Consider the following 25839-nt stretch of genomic DNA (forward strand, 5'->3'; position numbering starts at 1 on the left):
CATGCTACAGAAATTTTTTACCGTAAGTGCCGTATTTCTTTTTATTGCCAGCTACCTACCCTTATGTGCACAGGAACAGCGCATCCCAATTGAAACACAATCCAACGCGTTGGTGCTACATAATGATAGCACCAATAATCTTACCGTTATCTACTATGGAAAGAAACTATCCGATGAAAGGGAATATGTATTGGTACCCGCTTCTTACAAGCAATCCGAAGATTATACGGGTTTATCCAATTCTGCCTACACCTCTTCGGGATCGAAAAACATCCTGGAACCAGCTATTAGCGTCGTCCATGCTGATGGAAATAAATCGTTGGACCTCCGATATGTAACGCATAAACTAGATCAGATAGAAGATAATGTTTCGCTGTTAGAAGTGGAATTGAAGGATCCTGTGTATGACTTTACCGTCCGCTTGTTTTATAAATCCTATTTTGCAGAGGATGTCATAGAGCAGTGGTCCGTGATCGAACACAACGAAAAGGGAACCGTGCTCCTCGAAAAGTTTGCTTCCGCAAACTTGACCCTGAAATCGAACAGTTACTGGCTGCGCCAATATCATGGCGACTGGGCTAAAGAAATGCAACCGGAAGATTCCAAAATTACACATGGAATTAAGACGATAGACAGTAAATTGGGAACACGTGCGAACTTGTTTCAACCCTCCTCTTTTATGGTCTCTCTGGATAAGCCCGCACTAGAAGATGAGGGAACGGTATTGTTTGGCACATTGGGGTATAGCGGTAATTTCAAAGTCGATATGGAGTTGGATTATCTAAATAACCTACGCATCATCGCGGGCATAAATAACTATGCTTCCAATTATACGCTAAAACCCCAAGAGAAATTCACTACACCAAAATTCATCTATACGCTTTCCACTACCGGTAAAGGAAAGGCATCACGCAATTTGCATAACTGGGCGAGAAAATATAAACTATTGGATGGTCAAGGCGACCGACTAACGTTGCTTAATAACTGGGAGGCAACTTATTTTGATTTCAATGAAAGCAAGCTGAAGGAATTGCTTAAAGATACCAAGAAGTTAGGTGTCGATCTTTTCCTGCTAGATGATGGTTGGTTTGCCAATAAATATCCTCGAAATAATGACGACACGGGGCTTGGTGACTGGCAAGTAAATAAGAAAAAACTACCGAACGGAATTACTTCTTTGGTAAAAGAAGCCGCTCGGCAAGATGTAAAATTTGGTATCTGGGTAGAACCAGAGATGGTCAGTCCAAAATCAGAACTCTATGAGCAACATCCGGACTGGGTCATTAAACAATCCGCGCGAGCAGAACATTATTTTAGAAATCAATTGGTATTAGATTTATCCAATCCTGCCGTTCAAGATTTTGTATTTAGTGTTCTTGATGAACTGTTTATCGAAAATCCGGAATTGGCCTACATCAAATGGGATTGCAATGCCATTATTTATAACGCATATTCTGCGCATTTGAAAAATCAGGAGCATTTCTATATCGAATATATGCGGGGTCTCTATCATGTATTGGAGCGTATCCGTGCCAAGTATCCAAAAGTTCCGATGATGCTCTGCTCCGGTGGTGGTGGTCGTGTAGACTATGCTGCTTTACAATATTTTACCGAGTTTTGGCCATCAGATAACACGGACCCGATGGAACGGATCTTTATGCAATACGAATATTCTTATTTCTATCCGGCTATCAGTACAGCAAACCATGTTACAGATTGGGGGAAGCAGCCAATCAAATTCAGAACAGATGTAGCTATGATGGGGAAGCTAGGTTTTGATATTGTGGTCAGTGAACTGAATGAAAAAGATCTTAAGTTCTGTCAGGATGCCGTCCAGGTATATAATAATATGAAGGACATTATATGGCATGGTGATCAATATCGTTTGGCAGATCCGAGGGAAGGAAATTTCGCGGCCATTCAGTATATAGATACCAATCGATCTGCAGGCGTTATTTTTAACTATCTAGTAAATAACCGATACGATCAGGGCAGTCATTTCCCTGTACTTTTGAAGGGATTAGACGTGAATAAAAAATATAAAATAACAGAAATCAATCTGTATCCTGGAACATCTTCATCCATAAATAATAAACAGGTATATTCGGGGGAATTCTTAATGAAGATCGGTATTAATCCTGATTTACACAAAGATCGCACGAGCGTAATATTGGAAATTAAAGCTATCGACTAAAAAATGACAAAAAAGATTATAAGCATCGCTTCGCTTCTGTTGGTTATTCTCTTTGTGGAAGCAGAGGTGAAATTGCCAGCCGTATTTAGTGACAATATGGTCTTACAACAAAAAAGTAAGGTCAAAATATGGGGCACTTCTTCCAATCAGGAGGTGGTCACCGTAAGCCCTTCGTGGAGCAAGAAGAAATACGTAGTGCCTGTGCAGGACGATGGACATTGGTCTGCAGATGTCTCCACTCCTTCTTTTGGCGGTCCCTATGATATACAGATCGATGACGGACAACAATTGGTTTTGAAAAACATATTGATTGGTGAGGTATGGGTTTGTTCAGGTCAATCCAACATGGAGATGCCCTTAGCGGGCTGGGGAAATATCAACAACTTTAAGGAAGAGATTGCAGCGGCAAATTTTCCAGACATCCGCTTTCTACAGGTACAACAGAAAACCAGTAACCGACCTCTGCAGAATGTGGAGGTCCAATACGGCGGCTGGGTAGCAGTTACACCTCAAACGATTGCTGAATTTTCTGCTACTGCCTACTTTTTTGCGCGCGAATTGTATGAAAAGACCGGTATACCGATAGGATTAATACATACCTCTTGGGGAGGTACGGTAGCCGAGGCATGGACAAGTACAGAAACGCTGAACAAAATTCCGGATTTCCAATCGGCCATACAACGGGTAACGAGTGCCGATGCGCAAGCGGAATACGAGCAAGAATTATACGCCTGGAACCAAATTATGGCTCGACATGATGAAGGACAACAAGATGGGAAATTTGGTTGGCTCTCCCACAAAACAGCAGATAGCGACTGGCCTGTCATGCAATTACCCACGCTTTGGGACACAGACATTTTACCGAATTTTGATGGTGTAGTATATTTCCGAAAAGAAATACAACTACCAAAACACTGGATAGGAGAAAAACTTTCTCTTCAATTGGGAATGGTCGATGACGAGGATGTTACCTATTGGAATGGGAAACAGGTGGGTGCCACACAAGGTTATAACCAAAATAGAGTATATGAAATACCCGCTTCATTGGTGCAGTCTACCGATGTAACCATAGCCGTCAGAGTCTTCGATGGCGGTGGTGGTGGTGGAATATATGGCGAGGCCGCACAGTTCAATTTAGTGGGGCCGAATGGCGAATATCTTTCCCTGGCATCCGATTGGAAATATAAAATCGGTGTAGACTTAGCGAAATTACCCCAGATGCCTGCCTCCAATGAAGGACCAAATCGTCCTACAGTGCTATACAATGCCATGATACATCCATTTACGCCTTTTAAAATACGTGGTGCAATATGGTATCAGGGAGAGAGCAACGCGGATCGAGCCCATCAATACCGTAAGCTATTTCCAGATTTGATTCGGGATTGGCGTACGCACTGGAATCAAGGAGATTTTCCTTTCTATTATGTACAATTGGCGAATTTTATGCGCAAAGAACCTCAACCGATAGCTTCAGCATGGGCCGAATTGCGGGATGCGCAAAAGGGTGCGCTACAATTGCCCAATACGGGTATGGCCGTTATCGCTGATATCGGCGACGCAGACGATATACATCCTAAAAACAAACAGGAAGTAGGGAGACGTCTGGCACTTATCGCATTGAAAAAGACGTATAAAAAAACGATTGTTTTTTCGGGACCTATCCTTCGGTCTTTTGTGGAAAAAGACGGAGAGATTCATCTTACATTCGATCCGGTAGGCAAGCGCTTAATCAACCGAAATGATGAGCCTCGATTAACAGGCTTTACTATCGCTGGTGAAGATCAGGTGTTTTACAACGCTGAGGCAGTACTGCGTAGGGATAAAGTTATCGTAAAAGCATCACAGGTTAGCAAACCTGTTGCGGTTCGATACGGCTGGACAAATAATCCCGATTTGTCTCTGTATAACGATGCAGGTTTGCCTGCCTCGCCATTTAAAACGGATAATTGGAAAGATAGTACGGACAGGTAGGTCGTCGATTACTCACCCTTTTATCTAGGTATTTCTCCAAAGATTTCCGTCCGTAAATCCTGATAGTTATGCAAAGTGGATTCGGCATTATTGAAATCCCGTTGCGTCATATATATCTGCCCCAGCTTGTCTGCAATAGCCAGCTGGAGCAGTTTATTATCCGCTGATTTAGCCAGTTCGTCTGCTTGAAGAAATTCCTTTTTTGCAACATTATAATTCTTTTGGACAAATTTGGAGGACGCGAGCATATATTCGATTTCCGCAAGCTCTCCGCTGAAGTTTTTGCTATTTGCCAGATCGCGTGCCTGAATCAGAAACCACTGGGCTTCCGTATGTTTATTTTGTAATTGGTAAATCCGGGCTAAGGTTTGCCAAGCGATGATTTTTTGTTCATAGGCTTTCGCTCGGTTTAGCAATGGAATAGCCTTACGGATGATATTGTTTTCTGCAGAACGGTAATCTTTGTCGTGCGCTTGGATAAGCGCTATTTTCAGAAGAGAGTTAGCCTGATCGACAATACTCTTCTGCTGCACAGCTGTTTTATAGTAAGCTTCTTGAAAAGAACCTGCCTGTTGAATATTCCTATCGTATAAATAAATGTTGGCCAGATTATATTGAATAACAGCCACATCGGAGGTGTTTGCTGTTTTCTGTGCATGTTGAAGGGCACTTTGCAGCAAGCCTAGCGTTTGGGCGATAGTTCCTTCTTTTAAGGATAACGATGCATAAGTATGTAGTAAGCCGTAGGCTGCGTTATAATTGCCACGCTCAACTTCCCGTTCTACCAATTCATTCCACGCCAAAGCAGTATTGGGTATAGGCGACAGTAAGTGCTGCACGTTCATTTCAGCGCGCGTGGTTTTAAAATCCACAATCAATTCTTGAAAATCAAGTGCTCTATCGATGCTGTCTTGAAAGGCTGTTTTTTCGTTGTAGGAATCCGTCAGTAACTCCTCACGAGTCCGTGGAGCTGGAAGTACGTATACCCGCGGGCCCATCCCGTCAAAATCAGTATCATACTTATTAACATAGCCTGCGGGATCCAACGCGACGTCGGCCTCCTGTGCTTGGATATGGGGTACGCTCAGTCCGAAAGCGAATAGCCCTGATGTAATATAAAAAAGACTCTTTTTATCGAGTGTCATACGCGTTCCTTTCCTGTTTTATCAAAAGTAGCGTCTAAATCGCATATTCACAAATTGTTCTATTTTCTCTTCTTTCACAGACCCAACACTTAACATTTAATGTCGCATCAAAATTATTACACAATATCTCGCCGTTTATTCAGTTATTTACAGGTGTATGATTGTTTGGCGGAAGTAACTTCTTGCGTTAATTTTTGCGACCTTGTTATTTTGTGCTTTGTTTTCAGTATTTTTATGGCAAACAAAATTTTATTGCAAGTTTTGAATACTGAAAAGGATTATTGCAAATGCATTTAAAAAAAATAGCTTATATGTTTAAGAATATTGTATTTGGTCTGGCTTTAATTTCATTTATCGCATGTGGATCAAAACCTAGGGTGAGTTTGGATGAAGAGGCGTTACAGTTAAAACCTTCGGCACAGCATGAAGTTATTGCTGCCGAGGTAGCCAATCTGTTGGAAAACTATAGCTATAAAAAGGTTCCGATGACGGATTCCTTGTCACGGATCGTTTTTGCCAATTTGTTAAAGTCGATGGATCAAGGGCGTAATTACCTGCTACAGTCTGATATTGATGATTTCAAGCAATTTGAAAATACCATTAGCCAAGACTTTAGAAAAGGCGACTTATCTGCCCCATTCTATATTTTCAATCTATATTCACAGCGTTATTTGGAGGCGATGGAATACGCGCTGACACAAGTAGATGTGCCGCATGATTTTGATACGGATGAAAATTATGTGGCTTATCGGGAGAAACTTCCTTATTTCAAGGACGAGACGGAACTGAAAGACCAATGGCGTAAGCGCGTGAAATATGACCTGTTGAATTTACGGTTGACCAGTACAGATAAAGATTCTGTGGATGTAGAAAAACACAAAGAGACATTACGCAAGCGGTATAAAAATTTGGTCAGTCAGGCAAAACAAACCAATTCCAATGACGCATTTCAGCTCGTTATGACGGCGTTGACAGATGCTGTTGATCCGCATACGACCTACTATAACCCGTCGTTCGCGCAAGCATTTAACGAAAGTATGTCCAATACATTTGAAGGTATCGGTGCACGTTTATCTATGGAGAATGAGATGGTTACCATCAAAGAAATTATTGCAGGAGGACCTGCTTTTAAAGATAAAAGCTTAAACGTAGATGATAGAATTATCGGTGTAGCACAGGGAGAAGGTGAGTTTGAAGATATTATCGGCTGGCGTTTAGATGCGGCAGTAGCTAAAATTAAAGGACCAAAGAATACGGTCGTGCGGCTGAAAGTTATTCCCGCTGGACAAGAGCTTACTGCACAGCCAAAAGTGGTCGCACTGAAGAGGGACAAAATTGTTATTGAAGAAGAATCTGCGCAGAAAGAAATAAAGCAAGTTAAGGGAGACGATGGTAAAACCTATAAAATAGGGCTTATCAAGTTGCCTAAATTCTATATTGAATTTGAAGCTTATCGTCGAGGTGATCCGAATTACAAGAGTACAACGCGAGATGTTCGTCTGATTTTGGATACGCTGCGTCAAGAAAATGTAGATGCAGTTGTATTAGATTTGAGAAACAACGGTGGCGGTTCCTTGCAGGAAGCTATTGAATTGACCGGACTGTTTATTGACAAAGGGCCGGTTGTTCAAGTACGTGACGTACGTAATCGAGTAGATGTCGAAAGTGATAAAGATGCGGGAGTGGCTTGGGATGGCCCGTTTGGGGTACTGATTAATCGTTTTTCGGCATCGGCTTCCGAGATTTTCGCCGGCGCTATTCAAGACTACGGCAGGGGAGTGGTGCTGGGAACGCAGTCGTATGGAAAAGGAACCGTACAATCGGCTATTGATATGTCACGTTTTATAAGCGCAACCAATAAATTGTTGTTAAAAGCCAAAGGATTAGACAAAGATCCGGATACACCGAATGGCGCTCCAGAGTTCGGTCAGATCAATATCACCATGGGTAAATTTTACCGTGTAACGGGAAGTAGCACGCAACATAAGGGCGTGGTGCCGGATATTACGTTTCCGACACAGTATACGGCAGAGAAATTTGGGGAAAGCTCGGAGCCTTCGGCGCTGCCGTGGGATCAAATCAAGTCATCTAGCTTTACGGCTGTGGCGGATCTGACGAATTTAAAAGATCAGTTGAAAGAAATTCACGAATCGCGGATGGAAAAATCTCCCGAGTATGCCTATCTGCTGGAAGATATCGAAGAATTCCAGAAGCTAGATTCTATTCAAGAGATTAGCTTAAATCAAAATAAGTTAAAAGAGGAGCGGGCGGAGACCAGAGAGAAAAATAGGGCGCGTATTAACAAAGGATTAGAACTGCGTGGCCTGCCTTTATGGAAAGAAGGGGAGCCACAGCCAAAAACGGATTTTGATTTTATCTTAGACGAAAGTCTGTCGGTGATGACCGATTATATACGGCTTGGACAGACTAAGTTGGCAAAGAAATAAAATTTAATAGAGACGCTAAACGGCGTCTCTACTTGTTTTATATCATCAAAACAACTTCAATTGGGGGTCAGTAATCCGAAATGATTTTCTATGGTGTGGGCTGATACCATATTGTAGGATTGCATTTCGGTGCTTAATCGTCGGATACCCTTTATTGGAAAGCCAATCATAATAGGGGAATTCACTTGCCAGATTATGCATGTATTCGTCCCGATAGGTCTTTGCCAAAATCGATGCAGCAGCGATAGATAGGTATTTTCCATCTCCCTTTACAATACACTGATGGGGGATGTCTTGATATGTGCTGAATCTATTGCCATCTACAATAATATAAGCCGCCTTTGTTTTCAGCTGATCCAACGCACGGTGCATCGCCAAATAAGAAGCATTTAAAATATTGATATGGTCGATTTCTTCTGCGGAGACACTCGCTACCGCGAAATCTAAAGCTTCTTCCTCAATAATGGGACGCAAAGCCATCCTTTTCTTTTCCGAAAGTTGCTTGGAGTCATTAAGCAGTACATTGCAGTAATCCGGTGGAAAGATAACGGCAGCAGCAAATACGGGACCCGCTAAGCACCCTCTTCCCGCTTCATCACAACCCGCTTCCACAAAATCTTGCTGAAAAGTTGATAATAACATTTTGCTAAAATACGAAACCGAGATGTAAATAAGCATTAACACACAAAGAAATGATTATCTGCGATGAGCTCAGCTCGCAAGCTCGGTTATTTACTTGAGCTCTCATCGGCCATAAAAAAGAAATAAATAGAGGAAAAGAGCGGGACTGTATGTAACATGTGTGTGATATTCGATAAAAAAGCATTTCTTCTTTTTACTTTGCCGTGATATAGGAGTCTATAGGTAAAGCATTAACGTAGCAAAGTAATCATGAAGAACAACGTCCTTCTGGGTATATTATTTATAATGGCAACGATTCCATCTTTTGCACAAAAAAAACAAAAGATAGTGATTCAGTCCTTATCGGATGTAACGGTCAATGCAGATTTAGCAGAATGGGATACGTTAAACAACGTTGCAGAAGAAGGCTCGTGGTTCTATCAGCTAGCACAGGATGCCTCCAACCTCTACGTTGCCATTCGTATAGAAAACCCGATGATACAGCATTTGGCAGCCAGAAACGGTATTTTGCTGACTGTTCAATCTACTAAAAAAAACAAAGACGATATTCAATTTCTATTTCCTTATCCTGATAGCGAGGTGAAGCGTGCGATGACGGGAGAAGATCATGATTCTGATGGGGCTTATAAAGCCGGGTTGATCAACCGGTCGCGAGGATATTTTGTCTACGGATTCCCGACGGTGCCGAACGGATTACTGTCTTTACAAAATGGTTACGGATTGCAAGCGAAGGCTCGCATAGATGATGGGAAGTTGTATTATGAAGCGGTTTTACCAAAATCATTGCTGGATTATACTATTCCTGTCACAACGTTCAAGCTAAGCATTTATGATGGTTTTACATCATTAATTTCGTCCAGGAAAGTGACAGCTAGCCGCTCAAGTGGGATGTACGGCCCTTATCGGGGAAGACCTGCACCTCGGTCTAAGTCTAAAGATCAACTAACACTAACCGTACTTTTAGAGGCAACATTAGATTAGCATACGATTTAAAAATATATGAAAAGTTTTTTGACAATAATTTGTGGTTTGGCGGGTTGGTTATTCGCTTTCAATGCTGTAGCACAAACAGGTAAAACGGTGCAGGGCATGTTACGGGACAATGAGTCTAGGGTGGTAGCTGGGGCTTCTGTGCAATTGGAAGGCGATATGGATACATTGGGAACGAGTGCCTCTCCAGCGGGTATATTTACATTTAAGAATGTGAGATCGGAAACCTTTACCATCAAAGTGAGTAGTTTAGGCTTTGAACCTTTTGCCCGACAGTTTAGCTTTTCACCAGGGCAGGATAAAATGGTGATCCCATCGTTTCAACTACAAGGAATAGCGAATATGTTGGAAGAAGTGGTGGTGGATGGCGTTATTACGGTGCAGGTGAAAGGAGATACGGTCGAATATGCTACAAAGGACTTGAAACTACGGGAAGGTGCGTTAGCAGAGGATGCCTTAAAAAGATTACAGGGAGTGGAAGTAGATAAGGATGGGAATGTAACAGCGCAAGGCGAACAGATTACCCGTGTCCGTATTAATGGTAAAGACTTTTTTGGTGGCGATGTGAAAACGGCTACGCAAAACCTCCCCGCCAATATCATTGAAAAGATGCAGGTGATCGATGATTATGGAGATATGGCAAACTTGACAGGTAATAGAACCGGAGATTCGGAAAAGGTTTTAAATATTCAGATCGATCCGGAATATAATAAAGGGCAGATGTCTACCGTGCGCGTAGGTTATGGAACGGAAGAAAGATTCCAGACCACGGGTATGTGGATGGGCTTGACGGATAAAACACAGGTCTCTGTATTGGGAAACTTGAATAATATGAATGCCAACTTATTCGACTTTAATACCATGGGAGGCGGTGCACGTCAACGTATGGGCGGCGGCGGTGGCCGCGGAGGCGGAGGCGCATGGGGTGGTTCCGATGGTATCACCAAGGTAGGATCAATTGGTTTGAATGTCCGTCATGATTTTAGTGATAAGTTGAAGGTGTATGGTTCGTATTCGTTTGGTAGGGATGATAATAATACACAAACACAATCATTTACCGAATATATTGGGCAGAATATGGGCGTCGATAGTGATCAGGATAATAACAGCATCCGTACGAATCATCGTATGGAAGCCAATGTGGAATGGAATATTTCAGAAAAAGACTATTTGAAATTGACACCACAATTTGGCTTTAATAAGAATGATGCGGATAATCTCGATAATTCTATATTTTATTTGGACAATGTGCTGGACTATACACAAGTGCAGACCCAATTGAACGGCAGCAATGCGCCACGCTACGGGATCAGTGGATTATACAACAGACGGTTGAACGACAAGGGAAGAAATTTCTTTATCAATTTTAATTACGACAATGCTGTTACAGAAAACGATTATAACCAGATTTTGGATCGCCTTATCTATGATCCGAACAACCAGAATCAAACGATAGGGGAGATCTATGAACAAACTATACGGGAAGCGCAAAACAAAAGTTGGAATGCCGGAACATCTGTTTCTTACACGGAACCTCTTGGAGAAAATAGTCGGATGGAACTGACATACGACTTTAATATAAACGATTATGATAATTTCGACAGGCAAAATGGATTTGATAGAGCCGGCAATCCTGTAGCTAACGGGGTAGATGCTGCGGCCGTGCTGAACTATTCATATGATTATGACTACGCATTTACTTCCCACCGGATGGGGGCAAACTATTCATATGACAACGATAAAATTAAGTATAGTATAGGGGCTGCGGTACAGCCTACTGTTTTGAGTGGAAACGCATATAATGCATCGGAATCTGCCGTTATTAGCCGGAATAACTTTAATGTCATTCCGATTGCTCGCTTTGAATATCGATTTTCTAGACAATCCAATATTACATTTAATTATTCTGCTCGAGCTTCTGAACCGGGGGTTTCGCAGATATTGCCTTTCGAAGTGAGTACAAACCGTACGAGTACGACGATTGGGAATCCTAATCTCGACCCTGAATTTCAACACAGTGGACGAATTCGTTTCCGTAGTGGCGATTTCCAAAAAGGAAAGACATTTTTTGCCACCGTTAACGCGAATTTGACCAATGACAAAATCGTTTCTTTTAATAAGCGCTATCCTGTTGAGGGAGATGGTATTTACCAGGAAGTACGTTACTTAAACGAATCCGAGCCTGTTTATTCCGTTAATTCATTTTACCATCTGGGACGTTCGCTGAAAGATAAGACATATAATATTATGTATATGGGTAGTGTCAATTATAATAAGAATATCGCCTATATAGCAGAAGATCCAGATGCATTGGAAGGGAATAAGAACGTAACCAATAACACGGTTTTGATGCAAGGATTGTTCTTTCGGTATACACCATCAGAGAATCTGGAAATTAATCCGGGGGCACGATATTCCTATAATATCACTAAATCTTCTTTGCCTCAGTATTCGCAAGGAAATGTGTCATCGTTTTCGCCAACGTTGATCGGTTCTGTAAATATTACGCCGACAACTATTTTCGGGGCAGATGTTTCCAAGACATTTAATAAAGGCTACCGAGCAACGGAAAATCCATTCATTATCAATACCTATATTGAACAACGTATGTTGAAAGGACAGCGAGGCACGATACGGTTACAGGCTTTTGACTTATTAGATCAGCAGATCAATATCAATAGAACGGTTGGCGATATACTAACAGACTCTCGTACTAATCGTTTAGGAAGATATTTTATGTTAACCTTTACCTTTAGGTTTCAGAAATTTTCGGGCATGAATCCTTTTCAGGAAGAAAGTGGACCAGGGGGGATGAGACGGCCAAGGATGTAAATGTCCTTTTTTATTTCTACTTTTGTGGTTTGACTTTGATAAATATGGAATATGAAATTATCCGCTTGGATAACGGTATCCGTGCGGTATTTCACCGTCAGACTTCTCCTATTACCCACACGTGTTTGGTTGTAAATGCTGGTTCTCGCGATGAAGAAGAAGGCAAATATGGTGTAGCACATTTTATCGAGCATTTGCTGTTCAAGCAAACGGAACGACGGTCTATGCAACAGATCCTTAATCATTTGGAAGCTGTCGGGGGAGACTTAAATGCATACACCACGAAAGAATATACGTGTGTACACGCTTCCATTCTCAAACCACACTTACATAAAGCGTTGGATCTATTTGAGGACATTATCTTCCATTCTACGTTTCCGGCGGATGAAATGGAAAAGGAAAAAGGGGTTATCGTAGACGAAATGGCATCTTATCGGGATAATCCCGAAGAATCGATTATGGATGACTACGAGGACCTGATTTTTAAACGTTCGGGATTAGGACACAACATTCTAGGTTTAGAAAAGGATCTTCTAGCGTTTACAAAAGCGGATGTTCAGCAATTTATCCATCAAAACTATCAAACCAACGATATCGTTATTGGTATTACGGGTGATTATACGTTAAAAACGGTAGAGAAGATGTTAATACGCTACTTTGAACCGGTCAAGGAGAATAAGCTAGTACGCTCTCGTCAGGAGGCATCATTTGTGAACGGATCGGAACACATCGAACTAAAGAAGCCTATCAATCAGGTGCATTTTATGTTGGGAGCACCAGCGTATAGTATTCATGACGATCGGAAAACAGACTTGCTGCTACTTAACAACATGTTGGGAGGCTTTGGTATGACGTCGATACTCAATCTTGCTGTGCGGGAAAAATATGGAATTGCGTATACCATCGAGTCCAATTATACGCTGTTTACGGATACGGGATTGTTTACTATTTATCTCGGCACGGATGAAGAAAAGATCAAGCGGGCAAAAAAGATTGTGTTTCGCGAATTGGATAAATTGAAAACTAAAGAGGTCTCCGAAAGTCAATTGCAAAAAGCAAAAAATAAGTTTAAAGGACAAATTGCGCTCGCGGAGGAGAATAGAATGAGTATGATTATAGCCGAGGCAAAAAATGTCATGGATTATGATCGGGTTATAACATTGCAGGAAGTCTTTGAAAAGATAGATGCGGTATCTGCGAGTGACTTATTATCGATTTCGCAGGATGTTTTTGATGATAAAAGGCTAACCTCTTTGGCCTTTATTCCGGAAACCTAGATAAAACGAAAGAATTATAGAAAAATAAATATATGAAGACAGCTTATATTTTTCCAGGTCAAGGTGCTCAGTTCGTAGGAATGGGGCAGGATTTATACAATCTTAATGAAGAGACGAAGACTCTTTTTGAACAAGCAAATGATATTTTGGGTTTCCGTATTACCGATATTATGTTTTCGGGAACGGATGACGATTTGAAACAGACAAAAGTAACACAACCAGCTATTTTTCTACACTCGGTGATCTTGGCAAAAGCTTTAGGCGATAGTTTTCAACCGGCGATGGTAGCAGGACATTCGTTAGGTGAATTCTCCGCGTTGGTAGCAGCAGGTGCGTTATCTTTTGAAGATGGTCTCAAATTGGTAGCGAAGCGTGCCAACGCGATGCAGAAAGCATGCGAAGCACAACCGTCGACAATGGCAGCGATTTTAGGGTTAGACGATGAAACGGTAGAGAAAATTTGTGCGCAAGTAGAAGACGTGGTGGTAGCGGCAAATTACAATTGTCCCGGACAATTGGTTATTTCTGGCACAATAGAGGGGGTAGATAAAGCCTGTGTTTTGTTGACGGAAGCTGGCGCTAAACGTGCCTTAAAGTTAAATGTCGGAGGGGCATTCCATTCTCCTTTGATGGAGCCCGCTAAAGTGGAATTGCAGGAGGCGATTGAAGAAACGGAAATCAAATCACCTATTTGTCCTATTGTTCAAAATGTGGATGCCAAACCTTATACCGATCCGGCACAAATCAAAGCAAATCTAATCGCACAATTAACTGGAGCTGTTCGTTGGACACAAACGGTACAACAAATGTTGGCGGATGGGATAGAAGCGTTTGTAGAAGTTGGCCCCGGAAACGTCCTTCAAGGTTTGGTTAAAAAGGTAGATCGTTCGGTACAAACTTCGGCAGCAGCGATCAGTGAATAGGAATGCTGGTAACAACTGCTAGAATAGCGCAAAAAAGCCACTTCTTGTGGCTTTTTGTTTGAAATAATGTCGCTTTAGAGCGACGCATTGCATATTAATACTTCCCCCGGATTTCTTGACGAATCCGCCCGGTATAGAGTCTTTTAAGCTTTTGGAGGGTATCCTCATCTAGATCCGGTTGTTTTGCGGCTGCGATATTCGACTGTACCTGTTCCACTTTGCTTGCTCCGGGAATGACGGTTGTGATTGCTGGATGCTGCAATATCCACTTGATACTTTGTTGTGCCAAATTTCCGTCAGGGAGGATGCGCTTGATTTCCTCCAATAATTCGATGCCGTTTTCAAACGCAATCCCGCTAAAGGTTTCGCCTACATTAAAAGCATTGCCGTTGGCGTTATAATGGCGGTGATCGTTATTGTCAAAGGTTGTCGACTGGTTGAATTTTCCACTAAGGAGACCACTCGCCAAGGGTATCCGGGCGATAAGCGCTGTACCTTGCGCGCTGGCTTTGTCAAAAAAATCATCTGCTAGATGCTGACGGAACAGATTGAATATAATCTGTAGAGCAGCCACGTCCTGATGCTCGAGACAGATAAGCGCTTCTTCAACCGTCTCGACACTGACACCGAAATGTTGGATAAGACCCTCTTCTTGTATACGGCGAAGGTGGTCAAAAACCTCTCCTTTACGAAGAACTTCAGTCGGAATGCAGTGTAGCTGCTCCAGATACAGTTGGTCCAATCCAAGATGTGTCAGCGAATCCTCTACATGTCGTCGTATAGCGTCATAACTGAAGTTTTGTGGCCATCCGTTTGGTGCGTCGTCCCGCCTGCCCAATTTCGTTGCGACATAAACCTTCTTGTCGGTCTGTTTTAGGAATTTTCCAATCAGACGTTCGCTGGTTCCCATGCCATAAACGTCGGCTGTATCGATAAAATTACCGCCTGCTTCTACATAAGTGTTCAGGATGTCCAATGCATTGGCTTCGTCTATTTGCCCCCAATCGGCGCTCCCCAACTGCCAAGTTCCCAATCCTATTGCTGCAATTTGGTCACCTTTAAAAATTCTATAATTCATTTCTTTTCTCTGTTAAATGCCAATTCTATTTTCCTGCGATGTTGTTCAGAACTATCATAGAATAATGTAATGCCTTTTAGGCAAGTTCGAATATAGGGGATTTTAAGAAATTCTTCGCCTCCTACGCCAAATTATACACCTTTTTGAACAATAACTCCTCCTGTGAGAGGCGTCATTATACGCATCTTGCGCTTAATAAACTGAAAAGTTAAATAAATCTATAATCATGCTATATGTAATGGTGTCTTGTAAACGAAGACCTGTTTTTCGTTTTTTCTGCGTTTTGCTGTTCGTGTTAGTCTTATGGCTTCCACAACCTACTTTGGCCTTAAAAAAGCCGAACAAAGTTATCATAGCCTATGTGACATCTTGGACTTCCGTCACGCCTGACCCTACGTATATTACGCACGTCAACTATGCCTTTGGACACGTCAACGATAGCTTTAATGGGGTCAAGGTCGATAATCCGGATCGTTTACAGGCCTTGGTAGCACTTAAAAAAGAGCACCCGCACCTAAATGTTCTGTTGTCTATAGGCGGCTGGGGAAGCGGTCGATTCAGTGAGATGGCGAGATCTGCCGTCAGTCGTGAGGAATTTGCCAAAGATTGTCTGCGTATCGTGGAACAATTCAAACTGGATGGTATTGATATCGATTGGGAATATCCTACCAGTTCCGTAGGAGGAATTTCCTCCTCTCCTGCCGATACAGAGAACTTTACTTTATTGATGTGTGCTATCCGAAAAGCTATCGGAAAAGAGAAATTATTGACCCTCGCTTCTGTGGCAAATGGGAAGTATATTGACTTCGGAGATATCGTCCATACGATCGATTTTGTTAACATCATGACCTACGATTCGGGAAACCCACCGTATCACCATGCCAGCTTATACCGTTCACCGTTGTCAGGAGGGACTACCTGTGAAGAGGCGGTAGCAGCACATGTTAATGCAGGTATGCCTATAGAAAAGCTTGTTTTGGGAATTCCATTCTATGGACGGGGAAATAAAAAAGAGGTGAAAAATTTCATCGATTATAAAGACCTATTGAAATTGGAGGGATTCGAAAAAAAATGGGACGACGAAGCGAAAGCCAATTACATGATAAATAAGGATGGGGAATTTGTTCTGACCTATGAAACGCCTGAATCCATCGCGTTTAAATGTGTTTATGTGCGCGATCAAGGGCTGTTGGGTGCAATGTATTGGGAATATGCCGGCGACACGTCGGAAGGAATACTGCGCCAGGCAGTGTATAATGGGATTATGAAATAGAAAATAAGACGAGATGATTATGGTTAGAAAATTCTTATGGTTATTTGTTTTAATTGGGATGGTGCTGGGATTAAAGGTGGTTGCGCAAGAGAAGCATCGCCTATTGCATGGATGGGAGTTTGTCCAAGGGGATTTGGGTGACGTTTGGGAGGGCGTGCGACCAGTAGCTAATGGCGCACCGGAAACCTTACCTATTTGGGAAAACGTAGTACTGCCACACAGTTATAATGCGACAGATGCGGTGCATCCCGAAGAAAATTATTATCAAGGTCCGGCCTGGTATAGAACATATTTGGATATCGAAAATCCTTATATCGGCGGTAGGACTATCTTGCATTTTGAAGGTGCCGGACAGAAGAGCGAGGTGTATGTTTACCAAGAAAAAGTAGGGGAGCATGTTGGCGGATATGATGAATGGTATGTCGATATTACCGATGCAGTGAAACGTTTCTATAAAAACAACGCAATGAAGCGTTTCAAAGGGCGTGTTCCAATCTTGATCCGTACAGATAATTCGCGGGATGTGGAGATGATTCCCTCGGATTTGTCTGATTTTAATGTCTATGGTGGTTTATATCGTTATGTTAACCTATGCTACGTGCCGACACTTTCCACCCGTCATCTTTTTGCTGATGCGAAGTTGAATGATAACGGTAAGGAAGGAATGGTCACTTTGCGGGCGCAATTTTGGAATCCAAACGGCATATCCTCTGCCGACGTGCATACCACTATCAAAGACCAATCCGGAAAAATAGTCGCTCAGCGGCATACTACGGTGAAATTGCAGCCAACATCAGCGATACAGGCGCTGGGCGATATCGGGGTGCCAAGACCCAATATCTGGTCGCCCGATGCGCCCTTTCTATATACCGTAGAAGTTGCGGTGATTCATGGCGCTGATACGGCCGTGACTGCCGAGCGCATTGGATTCCGAAGTTTTGAGTTTGTACGATCAGGACCATTTAAATTAAATGGAAAGCGGTTATTATTACGTGGTACCCACCGGCATGAAGATCATGCCGGCGTAGGGCCGGCGATGACCGAAGAGCAGATATGGGAGGAAATGCGGATGATGAAGGATATGGGGGTCAATTTTATCCGTTTAGGTCATTATCAGCAATCGCGTATTGTCCTGGATGCCTGCGATTCGCTGGGTATTTTGGTCTGGGAAGAGATTCCGTGGTGCCGTGGGGGATTAGGGGGGGCTGTCTATCAGCAACAGGCGAAAAGGATGTTGACGAATATGATTCAGCAACATTTTAACCATCCATCCATTATCATCTGGGGCTTAGGTAATGAGAATGACTGGCCGGGCGATTTTGATGAGTTTGACCAAGAGAAAATAAGGGCATTTATGAAAGAATTACACGACTTGTCGCATCAGCTGGACGATAGCCGTAAAACGGCTATTCGACGGTGCGACTTCTGTAAGGATATTGTAGATGTGTATTCACCGTCAATATGGGCTGGTTGGTATCGTGGTGTATATACCGATTATAAAACGGCGAGTAGGAATGAATTTGAAAGGATAGATCATTTTCTGCATGTGGAATGGGGAGGTGACAGTCATGCCGGTCGACATTCGGAAACACCAGATGCTGGGTTATCCGAAGTGATGGGTAGTACTACTGCTGATGAACGCGCAGGTGATGCATCCTTGTATGGCGGACCGTCGCGGGTTTCGAAGGACGGCGATTGGAGCGAAAGTTATATGGTGAACTTGATAGATTGGCACTTGAAAGAACAGGAAACCATGCCTTGGCTCACCGGTACAGCTTATTGGCCTTTCAAAGACTTCTCTACCCCGATACGTCCTGAAAATCCTGTTCCTTATATGAATCAAAAGGGCGTCGTGGCGCGTGATTTTAAGAAGAAAGAATCCTACTATGTCTTTCAATCCTACTGGGCAGAGAAGCCGATGATTCATATCTATGGACACAGCTGGCCGGTTCGCTGGGGCGATGAGGGACAAGAGCGGATGATAAAAGTCTATTCCAACTGCCAAGAGGTAGAATTGTTCCTTAATGGAGAAAGCTTGGGTAAACGAAAACGCGACAGCCAGGATTTCCCAGCAGCAGGTTTACGCTGGATGGTGAAATTTAAAACTGGTGAAAATAAGCTGGAAGCGATTGGGTATAAAAACGGACAGACCATCCATGACATGCTGGTACAGGAATATCAGATTGAACGTTGGGGCAAGCCAGTGCGGGTCGCACTAGAGGTCTTGGAAGAACAGGAGGATACCCTTTTGCTAAAGGCACAGCTCTTTGATGAAAATGGTGTGCGCTGTCTCGATGCAAGTAACTATATTAACTTCGAGGCGGTAGGCGAAGGGAAACTGTTAGTGGATCAGGGAACGTCTGATGGCAGCCGACGTCTGCAAGCCTATAACGGGAGGGCTATCGTACGCTTAGTACGTGCAGGAAAGAACGTGGTGGTCACGGCTCATGCTGATAGCTTGAATACCTTTATATTGGATCTGTCGCGGACAGTCGCCGATGTAAAAGTACAGGTGTCAAAGCGCATCAAAGTACACGTATTAAAGGCGGCGGAAGAAGCGCTAAGCTTATCGCCGTTAACGATTACCAGCAGCGTTTGTCCGCGCAGCGCTGGTGGAAAGCATGACTTTTACTCGGAAGGGGATTATTGGTGGCCTGATCCGAAGAATCCTGAAGGACCTTACATCCGGAAAGATGGTTTGAGCAATCCCGACAATTTTGTAGATCACCGAAATCTTGTTATGCGCCTGGGGGACATCCTCGGAACTTTGGTTTCGGCTTGGGAACTAACCCGCGACGTACGCTATTTAGACGCCTCTTTGAAACATGTGGAAGCTTGGTTTATCAATTCAGAAACAAGGATGAACCCTGCCATGGAATATGCACAGGCTATAAAAGGGATAGCCACTGGACGTGGCATCGGTATTATTGATGGTATTCACCTCGTTGAAGTGGCGCGTGCACTGCAAGTGTTACATGATGCACACAAGCTTCCATTAGAAATCTATACGGGTACGAAATCTTGGTTCTCAGCCTACTTAGGCTGGATTACCACACATCCTTATGGCTTACAGGAAAGAGATACAAAAAATAACCATGCCGCCTGCTGGGTGCTGCAGGTAGCTGCTTTTGCACAGTACGTCGGTGATGAAGGTCTTCTCGATTTTGCAGCTGTGCGGTATAAAACGGTTTTATTACCTGATCAGATGGCAGATAATGGAAGTTTTCCGCTCGAATTAGAACGAACCAAACCCTATGGTTATTCCTTGTTTAACCTTGATGTATTTTCGGGTATAAATTATATTTTAAAAGAGCACGAACCTAACCTGCCTTCCGTACATATCGGCGAGAAAAGTTTGAAAAAGGGTATACAGTTTATGGTCCCCTATGTAGAGGACAAAACCTTGTGGCACTATGGCGAGGACGTGATGTACTGGAATAATTGGCCCATTGCACATCCGTTTCTGCTTTTAGGGTGCGTAATGTTCGAGCAGCCACAGTGGCTGCATCTATGGGGACGACTACCCTTAGACTACAGTGAGCAAGAAGTAAGACGTAACTCCCCAATTCGTCATCCCTTACTGTGGATGTAACAAAACAACGATGGAGAGCGATTTATCCACTTAAATAAACAATTTCTCTCCTCCAAAGTAAGTAGGAAAGTGGAATTTTGAATGGAGATAGACCTCAAATTAGGGACGTAGAAGTCCAAGTTAAACCAACATGTTATGATAAAAATTTTAAATCGAATGAGCAGACAATTGCTAATAATGAGCTATCTGCTTTTAACATTAAATCTTATTTTCGCGCAATCAGCGCAAACCATACGGGGAGAAGTCCGTTTTGAGAATGGAACACCAGCCTCCAACGTCACGGTTAAAATCAAAGATCGTTCGCAGACAGTAGTCACGGATGAGCGTGGTGTTTACGAAATTCAAGCGGGGGAATCAGCAATATTATTATTCAGTTTGGTAGGATTCCAAACACAGGAGGTGTCGGTGGGCGCACGAACCACGGTCAATGTGGTAATGCAGGATCAAGACGCTCTGGAAGAAGTTGTGGTCGTTGGATATGGTACCCAAAAGAAGGTAAACCTCAGTGGCGCAGTCTCACAAATTGGTGGTGACGAGCTTGTTGACAGGCCGGTGGCCAACTTGACAGGTGCCTTACAAGGCACATTGCCGGGGGTCGCCGTAACGCGTGGGAGTGGTAAACCGGGAAACGAAGGTTATGGCATTCGTATTCGGGGGTTCAGTTCTGCGAATGCCATGTCGGCATTGGTACTTGTGGATGGTATACAAATGGATCTGAACCTGATTAATCCGGAAGATGTCGAATCTATATCTGTATTGAAAGATGCATCAGCATCGGCTATATATGGTGCGAGAGCAGCTGGGGGTGTTATTCTGGTGACGACAAAAAAAGGAAAACAAGGCAAGCCCGTTATCAATTACAATAACTATTATGGTGTAAACGTGGCCGCTCGCAGACCAGAACGTTTAAACTCTTGGGATGAACAGATTCTAATTAATGAGTCTCGGCTAAATGCGACTGGAAATCCGGAATTTACCGAAGAGCAAATAGAATGGTTGAAAAATCCAAATTTCTCCGTCCGTCCCAATCCAACGCAGGATAGGTGGGAATACTTCGGAAATAATAATTGGGTAACCGAAGGGATGAATAAATATAGTGGGATGCATAATCATAATGTATCTGTCAGCGGTGGAGGAGAAAAAACTGTTTATAATATCTCAACCGGTTATTATCGTCGTGACGGAGTATTACGATACGGGCCGGATGATAATTCCCGTTATACACTACGTACCAACCTCAGCACCGAAGTTAACAAATACATCAACTTGGATATTTCCGCTAATTACGTAGGATCTGAAGTGAATGAAAATGCATACGGTACGGATCAGATTATCAATCGTTTGTATCGAAGCCGTACGCGCCAAAGTTTATATGTCCCGGAGGAAGATGTGACAGGGCAACCCTATAACGGAGATTTGCAGATAAATGCCGTGGATATTCAAAAAAACGGCGGCGAGTGGAGACGTTTATACGAGTCTTTTACGGGTCGGGCTAATTTGAAAATTAAGGACCTGTTGAAGGGTTTAACGGTAGATTTGAGTGGATCGCGTAATCAGGATTATTTTTCGTCTGTTCGTAACCGGCGTACCTTGATGTGGTACGGACGTTCTACAAATACCACACGCTTCTCTATCCATAATCCAAACAGTACGGAAAATACAAAAAATAGGGGCTATCTCAATAACCTCCAAGCGGTAGCTACCTATAATTTCGATGTGTTAGACGACCACCATTTTACTCTCTTGGGTGGAACTTCTTATGAGGAATACCGTAAGGACGAACTTACGGCCGGAGCGCAGTCTATGATCACCAACGACTTTTTTAGCTTGAACTACGGTGATCCGTTAACCAAGACCAATGGTGATTTGGTCGAGACATGGGCAATTGCGTCGTATTTCGGTCGTTTGAATTATAATTTTCAAGAGAAATACTTGTTTGAAGCTTCCGTCCGCTATGACGGTAGTTCGCGTCTGGCTCCCGAAAATAGATGGAAGTTATTTCCGTCTTTTTCAGCCGCATGGCGTTTGGATCAGGAAGATTTTTTGCGTGATAATGGTATTTTTGATCAGCTGAAATTGCGGGGTTCCTGGGGTCAATTGGGAAATGGCTCCTCTTTAGGGTTTTACGACTATATTCCGCTATTAACGAGTGGATTGAATGTGCCGACAAGCGAAGAAGATCGATTGGTGTTTAACAACTTACGGACACAGTTTTTGTACCAAAGAGAGTTAGCTTCTGCACAGAAAACATGGGAAGTTGTTGAGCAAAGTAACGTTGGTTTGGACATGACATTCCTAGAGAACCGATTGTCATTTACTGGAGATTACTACGTCAAGCGTAATAAAAATATGCTAGCAACATTAAATTTACCTTCTATTATCGGAATTAATGTGCCCCGTTTTAATGTTGGGGAGCTGAAAAGTTGGGGCTGGGAGTTTGACCTGAAATGGCGTGATAAAGTAAACGATTTCAGCTATTCTATCGGACTCAACCTATCGGATAATCAAAATGAACTGGTGAAGTTTGATGGTCGAAATATCATCAACGAGGGACATGTAGATCTACTGGAAGGGTATCCGATGAATACAGTGTGGGGGTATAAGACAGACGGTTACTTCCAGACCCAAGAGGAATATGATCAATATAAACAAATGGTGTCTACACCTTTTTTTCCGAACAATGCGGGGGCAGGAGATGTTAAATACCTGGATTTAAATGGAGATGGGGTAATTACCGCTGGTGGGGGTACACCAGAGGAGCCTGGAGATTTGATAAACTATGGAACGACTAACGGACGTTATTTTTATGGACTCAATTTAGACTTTCAATGGAAGGGCTTCGACGCCAGCATCTTTTTTCAAGGGGTCGCTAAACGTGTATTCTTGATCAATGAAGGTACACTGTCGCCTATGCTGGGTACGGCGGATTTACCATGGACCATTCATATGGACCGCTGGACACCAGATAATCCAGAGGCTTTTTTCCCTCGAATGTACCAAACAAGTGCGCATAATTACCGACCATCGGATAGATATATTCAGAATGGTGCTTATGTTCGTCTTAAAAATCTGCAGCTAGGGTATACAGTTCCTCTTCGTACACCTGCTATCCGAAAGCTTCGAGTATTTTTCTCTGGACAAGATTTGTGGGAATACACGGATGTGTTGAATGTATTCGACCCTGAAGTTCCGAACAATGTGTCGGCGACGACCTATCCGTTCTTCCGCTCTATTTCTTTTGGTCTAAACGTAACCTTTTAAAAGACAAAACTATGAAAGTAATAAACATCTCTATAAAAGCAGTTATGCTAGCTACGTTAATTATCTTTTCGGGTAGTTGTAGCTTAGATCGTTTCCCTGAAACGGAGTTTTCCGATCAGGATTTTTGGAACACGGAGAACGATCTTAAATTTGCAGCCAACCGTTTGTATCAGCAATTGGATGGGGTGCAGTTGGATTCCCGCGCGGACGACAATGTGAATCAAACGGTAAACCTGACGAGCAATGGCGCCCGGAGTATTCCGAGCGAAAGCGAAGATTGGTCCAATCCTTATGACGTCATTTTCACGGCAAACAATATACTGGAGAAAGGGGGGCGTGCATCAATTACTGATGAAGTAAGAAACCGATATTTGGCTGAGGCACGTTTCTTTAGAGCGTACGCTTATCTCCAATTAGTGCAGCGATATGGAGATGTACCGCTTGTGACGACGACACTGGATATAGATTCGGAAGAGTTGGAGATGCCGCGTACATCCAAAGCCGAGGTGGCAACAAAAATTTATGAAGACCTAGATTTTGCAGCAATCTGGTTGCCTGATTTTGGGGCATTGCCTTCTGCCGATTATGGTCGCGTAACGAAGAGCTCGGCGCAGGCGCTGAAAGCAAGGGTCGGATTATTTCTCGGCACATTTGGCAAATATCATGGTGAAAGCGGTTACGAAGAGCACTTACAGCAGGCGGTAGAAGCGGCATTATTCGTGATGAACCAAGGCCACGCGCTGTTTGCAGATTATGGGAAGTTATTTGTGAATGAGGGTGATGGGCCGGCAAATAAAGAGAATATTTTTGTTAAAACTTATGGCGAGAATTCATCAAATCTGATTCTTGGACATAATTACTCGCGCGATTTGGAGAACGGACGTGTGGCCGTTACGCGCAACTTGATTCGTCAATACTTGTATGAAGACGGACTTCCGGCGTATAATGAGCGTAATGAACTGAAAGTGAATAGATCATCATTCTATGTACAAGAGGGAGATGAGGAAAGTTATAATAGTATATTCGATCACCGTGATCCCCGTTTAAGCTATACGCTTTTCCGCGCGGGCGAGCAGGCGTATAAAGGGCCATGGGTACCGACTACAACTTTAGGCTCTCGCACAGGATATGCAACGAAAAAAGGATTTAGTGCAGAAGATTGGCAAATTAATAGTGCTGGAACGACGGATAAAATTCTGATCCGTTATGGGGAAGTCTTATTAATATATGCCGAGGCAAAATATGAGTTGGACGGTGCGATATCCGATAGTGATCTTAACCGTACCATCAATGCGTTGCGGAGCCGGGTGGGAATGAACGTAGAATTGACAAATGCGTTTGTGGTCGACCACAAACTGGATATGTTGGAAGAGATACGTCGCGAGCGCACTGTAGAACTTGCCTTAGAGGGTTTTAGGTATACAGATATTATACGTTGGAAGTTAGCGGAAATCGTTTTAACGCAGCATATACTGGGTGCGAAATACAATCAAACAGATTGGGAAGGTGCGGACGTTTCCAATTTAAATTTGAATGCCGATGAGATTGTGGTAGTCGAAGCGGCTTCTACACGACGCTTTGATGCTACAAAAGATTATCTTTATCCTGTACCGCTGAACGAAATCTCACTAAGTGGTGGAAATGTTATACAAAACCCTAATTGGAAATAATATGAAGACGATAATAAATAAAGTAATACTGGACCGTTTTGTTTTCACGGCTTGTATATTGATAATGCTTTTTGTTGGTTGTGAGGATCGGAACTATCCCGCAGGCTTATCGGAATATGAACACCATTATTATATTGTTTATGTTCCGAACAATAACAGTATGGTGACGGTGAGTAGAGAGCGGACGACGCTATTGGAACTACCGGTACAGTTCTATTCAGAATTTGAGCGTGATTATAATGCGGTCGCGAATTATGAAGTCAGCACGGGAGATTTAGCTGAAACTGCAGTTCCTGCAGTCCGGGGAGAAGACTTTGAAATCGTCGACCAAACCGGACAAGTGCTTAATCCTGTGGATGGGAAATATCAAATGATCTTTCCCAACGCCAAGAAGGCACAAGCTAAGATTTATGTCAAGCTTTTAAATAATGCAGCGGCTACTGGAAGGCGGTCTGTTAATATTAATTTGGTGGATAATATCCAGGAGCAGTTCCGTGTCGATATTTTTTCTACCGCATTTAGACGTACTATTCAAATCGATTAA

General features: G+C 43.0%; 15 protein-coding genes. 12 read left to right on the forward strand and 3 right to left on the reverse strand.

Features of this window, described 5'->3' with window-relative positions:
- Window position 1 precedes the first annotated feature (1 nt).
- The gene (locus H8B06_RS04015; RefSeq protein WP_190993008.1) at window positions 2-2194 is read left to right on the forward strand and encodes an alpha-galactosidase; all 2193 of its coding nucleotides are present in this window, start codon (window positions 2-4) and stop codon (window positions 2192-2194) included.
- A gap of 3 nt (window positions 2195-2197) precedes the next feature.
- The gene (locus H8B06_RS04020; protein WP_190993009.1) at window positions 2198-4165 is read left to right on the forward strand and encodes a sialate O-acetylesterase; all 1968 of its coding nucleotides are present in this window, start codon (window positions 2198-2200) and stop codon (window positions 4163-4165) included.
- Between the two features lie 20 nt (window positions 4166-4185).
- On the opposite strand, the gene H8B06_RS04025 is transcribed toward H8B06_RS04020, so the two are convergent.
- A complete protein-coding gene (locus H8B06_RS04025) occupies window positions 4186-5310 on the reverse strand; it encodes a tetratricopeptide repeat protein (RefSeq protein WP_190993010.1) in 1125 nt (374 codons plus the stop codon).
- 311 nt (window positions 5311-5621) lie between these two features.
- On the opposite strand from H8B06_RS04025, the gene H8B06_RS04030 reads away from it, so the two are divergent.
- Window positions 5622-7757 (forward strand): carboxy terminal-processing peptidase, encoded by a 2136-nt coding sequence (locus H8B06_RS04030; protein WP_190993011.1) that lies wholly within the window; start codon window positions 5622-5624, stop codon window positions 7755-7757.
- 45 nt (window positions 7758-7802) lie between these two features.
- Here the strand turns inward: H8B06_RS04030 and H8B06_RS04035 are convergent, their stop codons facing one another.
- Window positions 7803-8399: a ribonuclease HII gene (locus tag H8B06_RS04035; RefSeq protein ID WP_190993012.1), complete on the reverse strand. Its 597-nt coding sequence runs from the start codon at window positions 8397-8399 to the stop codon at window positions 7803-7805.
- 249 nt (window positions 8400-8648) lie between these two features.
- Here H8B06_RS04035 and H8B06_RS04040 point away from each other — a divergent pair, with 249 nt between their 5' ends.
- The 4 genes from H8B06_RS04040 to fabD are packed head-to-tail and all read left to right on the forward strand — an operon-like array spanning window position 8649 to window position 14421.
- Window positions 8649-9380: a hypothetical protein gene (locus tag H8B06_RS04040; RefSeq protein WP_190993013.1), complete on the forward strand. Its 732-nt coding sequence runs from the start codon at window positions 8649-8651 to the stop codon at window positions 9378-9380.
- An 18-nt stretch (window positions 9381-9398) separates the two neighbouring features.
- Window positions 9399-12221, forward strand: a complete 2823-nt coding sequence (locus H8B06_RS04045; protein ID WP_190993014.1) for an outer membrane beta-barrel protein — start codon at window positions 9399-9401, stop codon at window positions 12219-12221.
- 44 nt (window positions 12222-12265) lie between these two features.
- Window positions 12266-13498, forward strand: a complete 1233-nt coding sequence (locus H8B06_RS04050) for a M16 family metallopeptidase (protein ID WP_190993015.1) — start codon at window positions 12266-12268, stop codon at window positions 13496-13498.
- Window positions 13499-13530: 32 nt separating this feature from the next.
- Window positions 13531-14421, forward strand: coding sequence for an ACP S-malonyltransferase (gene fabD / locus H8B06_RS04055; RefSeq protein ID WP_190993016.1), 891 nt, complete (start codon window positions 13531-13533; stop codon window positions 14419-14421).
- 94 nt (window positions 14422-14515) lie between these two features.
- On the opposite strand, the gene H8B06_RS04060 is transcribed toward fabD, so the two are convergent.
- Window positions 14516-15499, reverse strand: coding sequence for an aldo/keto reductase (locus H8B06_RS04060; RefSeq protein ID WP_190993017.1), 984 nt, complete (start codon window positions 15497-15499; stop codon window positions 14516-14518).
- A 226-nt stretch (window positions 15500-15725) separates the two neighbouring features.
- On the opposite strand from H8B06_RS04060, the gene H8B06_RS04065 reads away from it, so the two are divergent.
- The 5 genes from H8B06_RS04065 to H8B06_RS04085 all read left to right on the forward strand — a co-directional run bounded on the left by H8B06_RS04065 (window position 15726) and on the right by H8B06_RS04085 (window position 25839).
- Entirely contained in the window at window positions 15726-16772 is a 1047-nt protein-coding gene (locus H8B06_RS04065) for a glycoside hydrolase family 18 protein (protein WP_223857458.1), read from the forward strand.
- A gap of 19 nt (window positions 16773-16791) precedes the next feature.
- Entirely contained in the window at window positions 16792-20364 is a 3573-nt protein-coding gene (locus tag H8B06_RS20880) for an alginate lyase family protein (RefSeq protein ID WP_317170845.1), read from the forward strand.
- Window positions 20365-20499: 135 nt separating this feature from the next.
- Complete coding sequence (locus H8B06_RS04075; RefSeq protein WP_223857459.1) at window positions 20500-23625, forward strand: SusC/RagA family TonB-linked outer membrane protein; 3126 nt, start codon at window positions 20500-20502, stop codon at window positions 23623-23625.
- Window positions 23626-23636: 11 nt separating this feature from the next.
- Window positions 23637-25295 (forward strand): RagB/SusD family nutrient uptake outer membrane protein, encoded by a 1659-nt coding sequence (locus tag H8B06_RS04080; RefSeq protein WP_190993019.1) that lies wholly within the window; start codon window positions 23637-23639, stop codon window positions 25293-25295.
- 1 nt (window position 25296) lies between these two features.
- Window positions 25297-25839 (forward strand): hypothetical protein, encoded by a 543-nt coding sequence (locus tag H8B06_RS04085; RefSeq protein ID WP_223857460.1) that lies wholly within the window; start codon window positions 25297-25299, stop codon window positions 25837-25839.

It is taken from the genome of Sphingobacterium micropteri (assembly GCF_014692515.1).
Taxonomy (GTDB): domain Bacteria; phylum Bacteroidota; class Bacteroidia; order Sphingobacteriales; family Sphingobacteriaceae; genus Sphingobacterium; species Sphingobacterium micropteri.

Excerpts from the sequence above, each read along its gene's own strand:
- H8B06_RS04015 (WP_190993008.1), top strand. The coding sequence starts at position 2 with ATGCTACAGAAATTTTTTACCGTAAGTGCCGTATTTCTTTTTATTGCC.
- H8B06_RS04020 (WP_190993009.1), top strand. The coding sequence starts at position 2,198 with ATGACAAAAAAGATTATAAGCATCGCTTCGCTTCTGTTGGTTATTCTC.
- H8B06_RS04025 (WP_190993010.1), bottom strand. The coding sequence starts at position 5,310 with ATGACACTCGATAAAAAGAGTCTTTTTTATATTACATCAGGGCTATTC.
- H8B06_RS04030 (WP_190993011.1), top strand. The coding sequence starts at position 5,622 with ATGTTTAAGAATATTGTATTTGGTCTGGCTTTAATTTCATTTATCGCA.
- H8B06_RS04035 (WP_190993012.1), bottom strand. The coding sequence starts at position 8,399 with ATGTTATTATCAACTTTTCAGCAAGATTTTGTGGAAGCGGGTTGTGAT.
- H8B06_RS04040 (WP_190993013.1), top strand. The coding sequence starts at position 8,649 with ATGAAGAACAACGTCCTTCTGGGTATATTATTTATAATGGCAACGATT.
- H8B06_RS04045 (WP_190993014.1), top strand. The coding sequence starts at position 9,399 with ATGAAAAGTTTTTTGACAATAATTTGTGGTTTGGCGGGTTGGTTATTC.
- H8B06_RS04050 (WP_190993015.1), top strand. The coding sequence starts at position 12,266 with ATGGAATATGAAATTATCCGCTTGGATAACGGTATCCGTGCGGTATTT.
- fabD (WP_190993016.1), top strand. The coding sequence starts at position 13,531 with ATGAAGACAGCTTATATTTTTCCAGGTCAAGGTGCTCAGTTCGTAGGA.
- H8B06_RS04060 (WP_190993017.1), bottom strand. The coding sequence starts at position 15,499 with ATGAATTATAGAATTTTTAAAGGTGACCAAATTGCAGCAATAGGATTG.
- H8B06_RS04065 (WP_223857458.1), top strand. The coding sequence starts at position 15,726 with ATGCTATATGTAATGGTGTCTTGTAAACGAAGACCTGTTTTTCGTTTT.
- H8B06_RS20880 (WP_317170845.1), top strand. The coding sequence starts at position 16,792 with ATGGTTAGAAAATTCTTATGGTTATTTGTTTTAATTGGGATGGTGCTG.
- H8B06_RS04075 (WP_223857459.1), top strand. The coding sequence starts at position 20,500 with ATGATAAAAATTTTAAATCGAATGAGCAGACAATTGCTAATAATGAGC.
- H8B06_RS04080 (WP_190993019.1), top strand. The coding sequence starts at position 23,637 with ATGAAAGTAATAAACATCTCTATAAAAGCAGTTATGCTAGCTACGTTA.
- H8B06_RS04085 (WP_223857460.1), top strand. The coding sequence starts at position 25,297 with ATGAAGACGATAATAAATAAAGTAATACTGGACCGTTTTGTTTTCACG.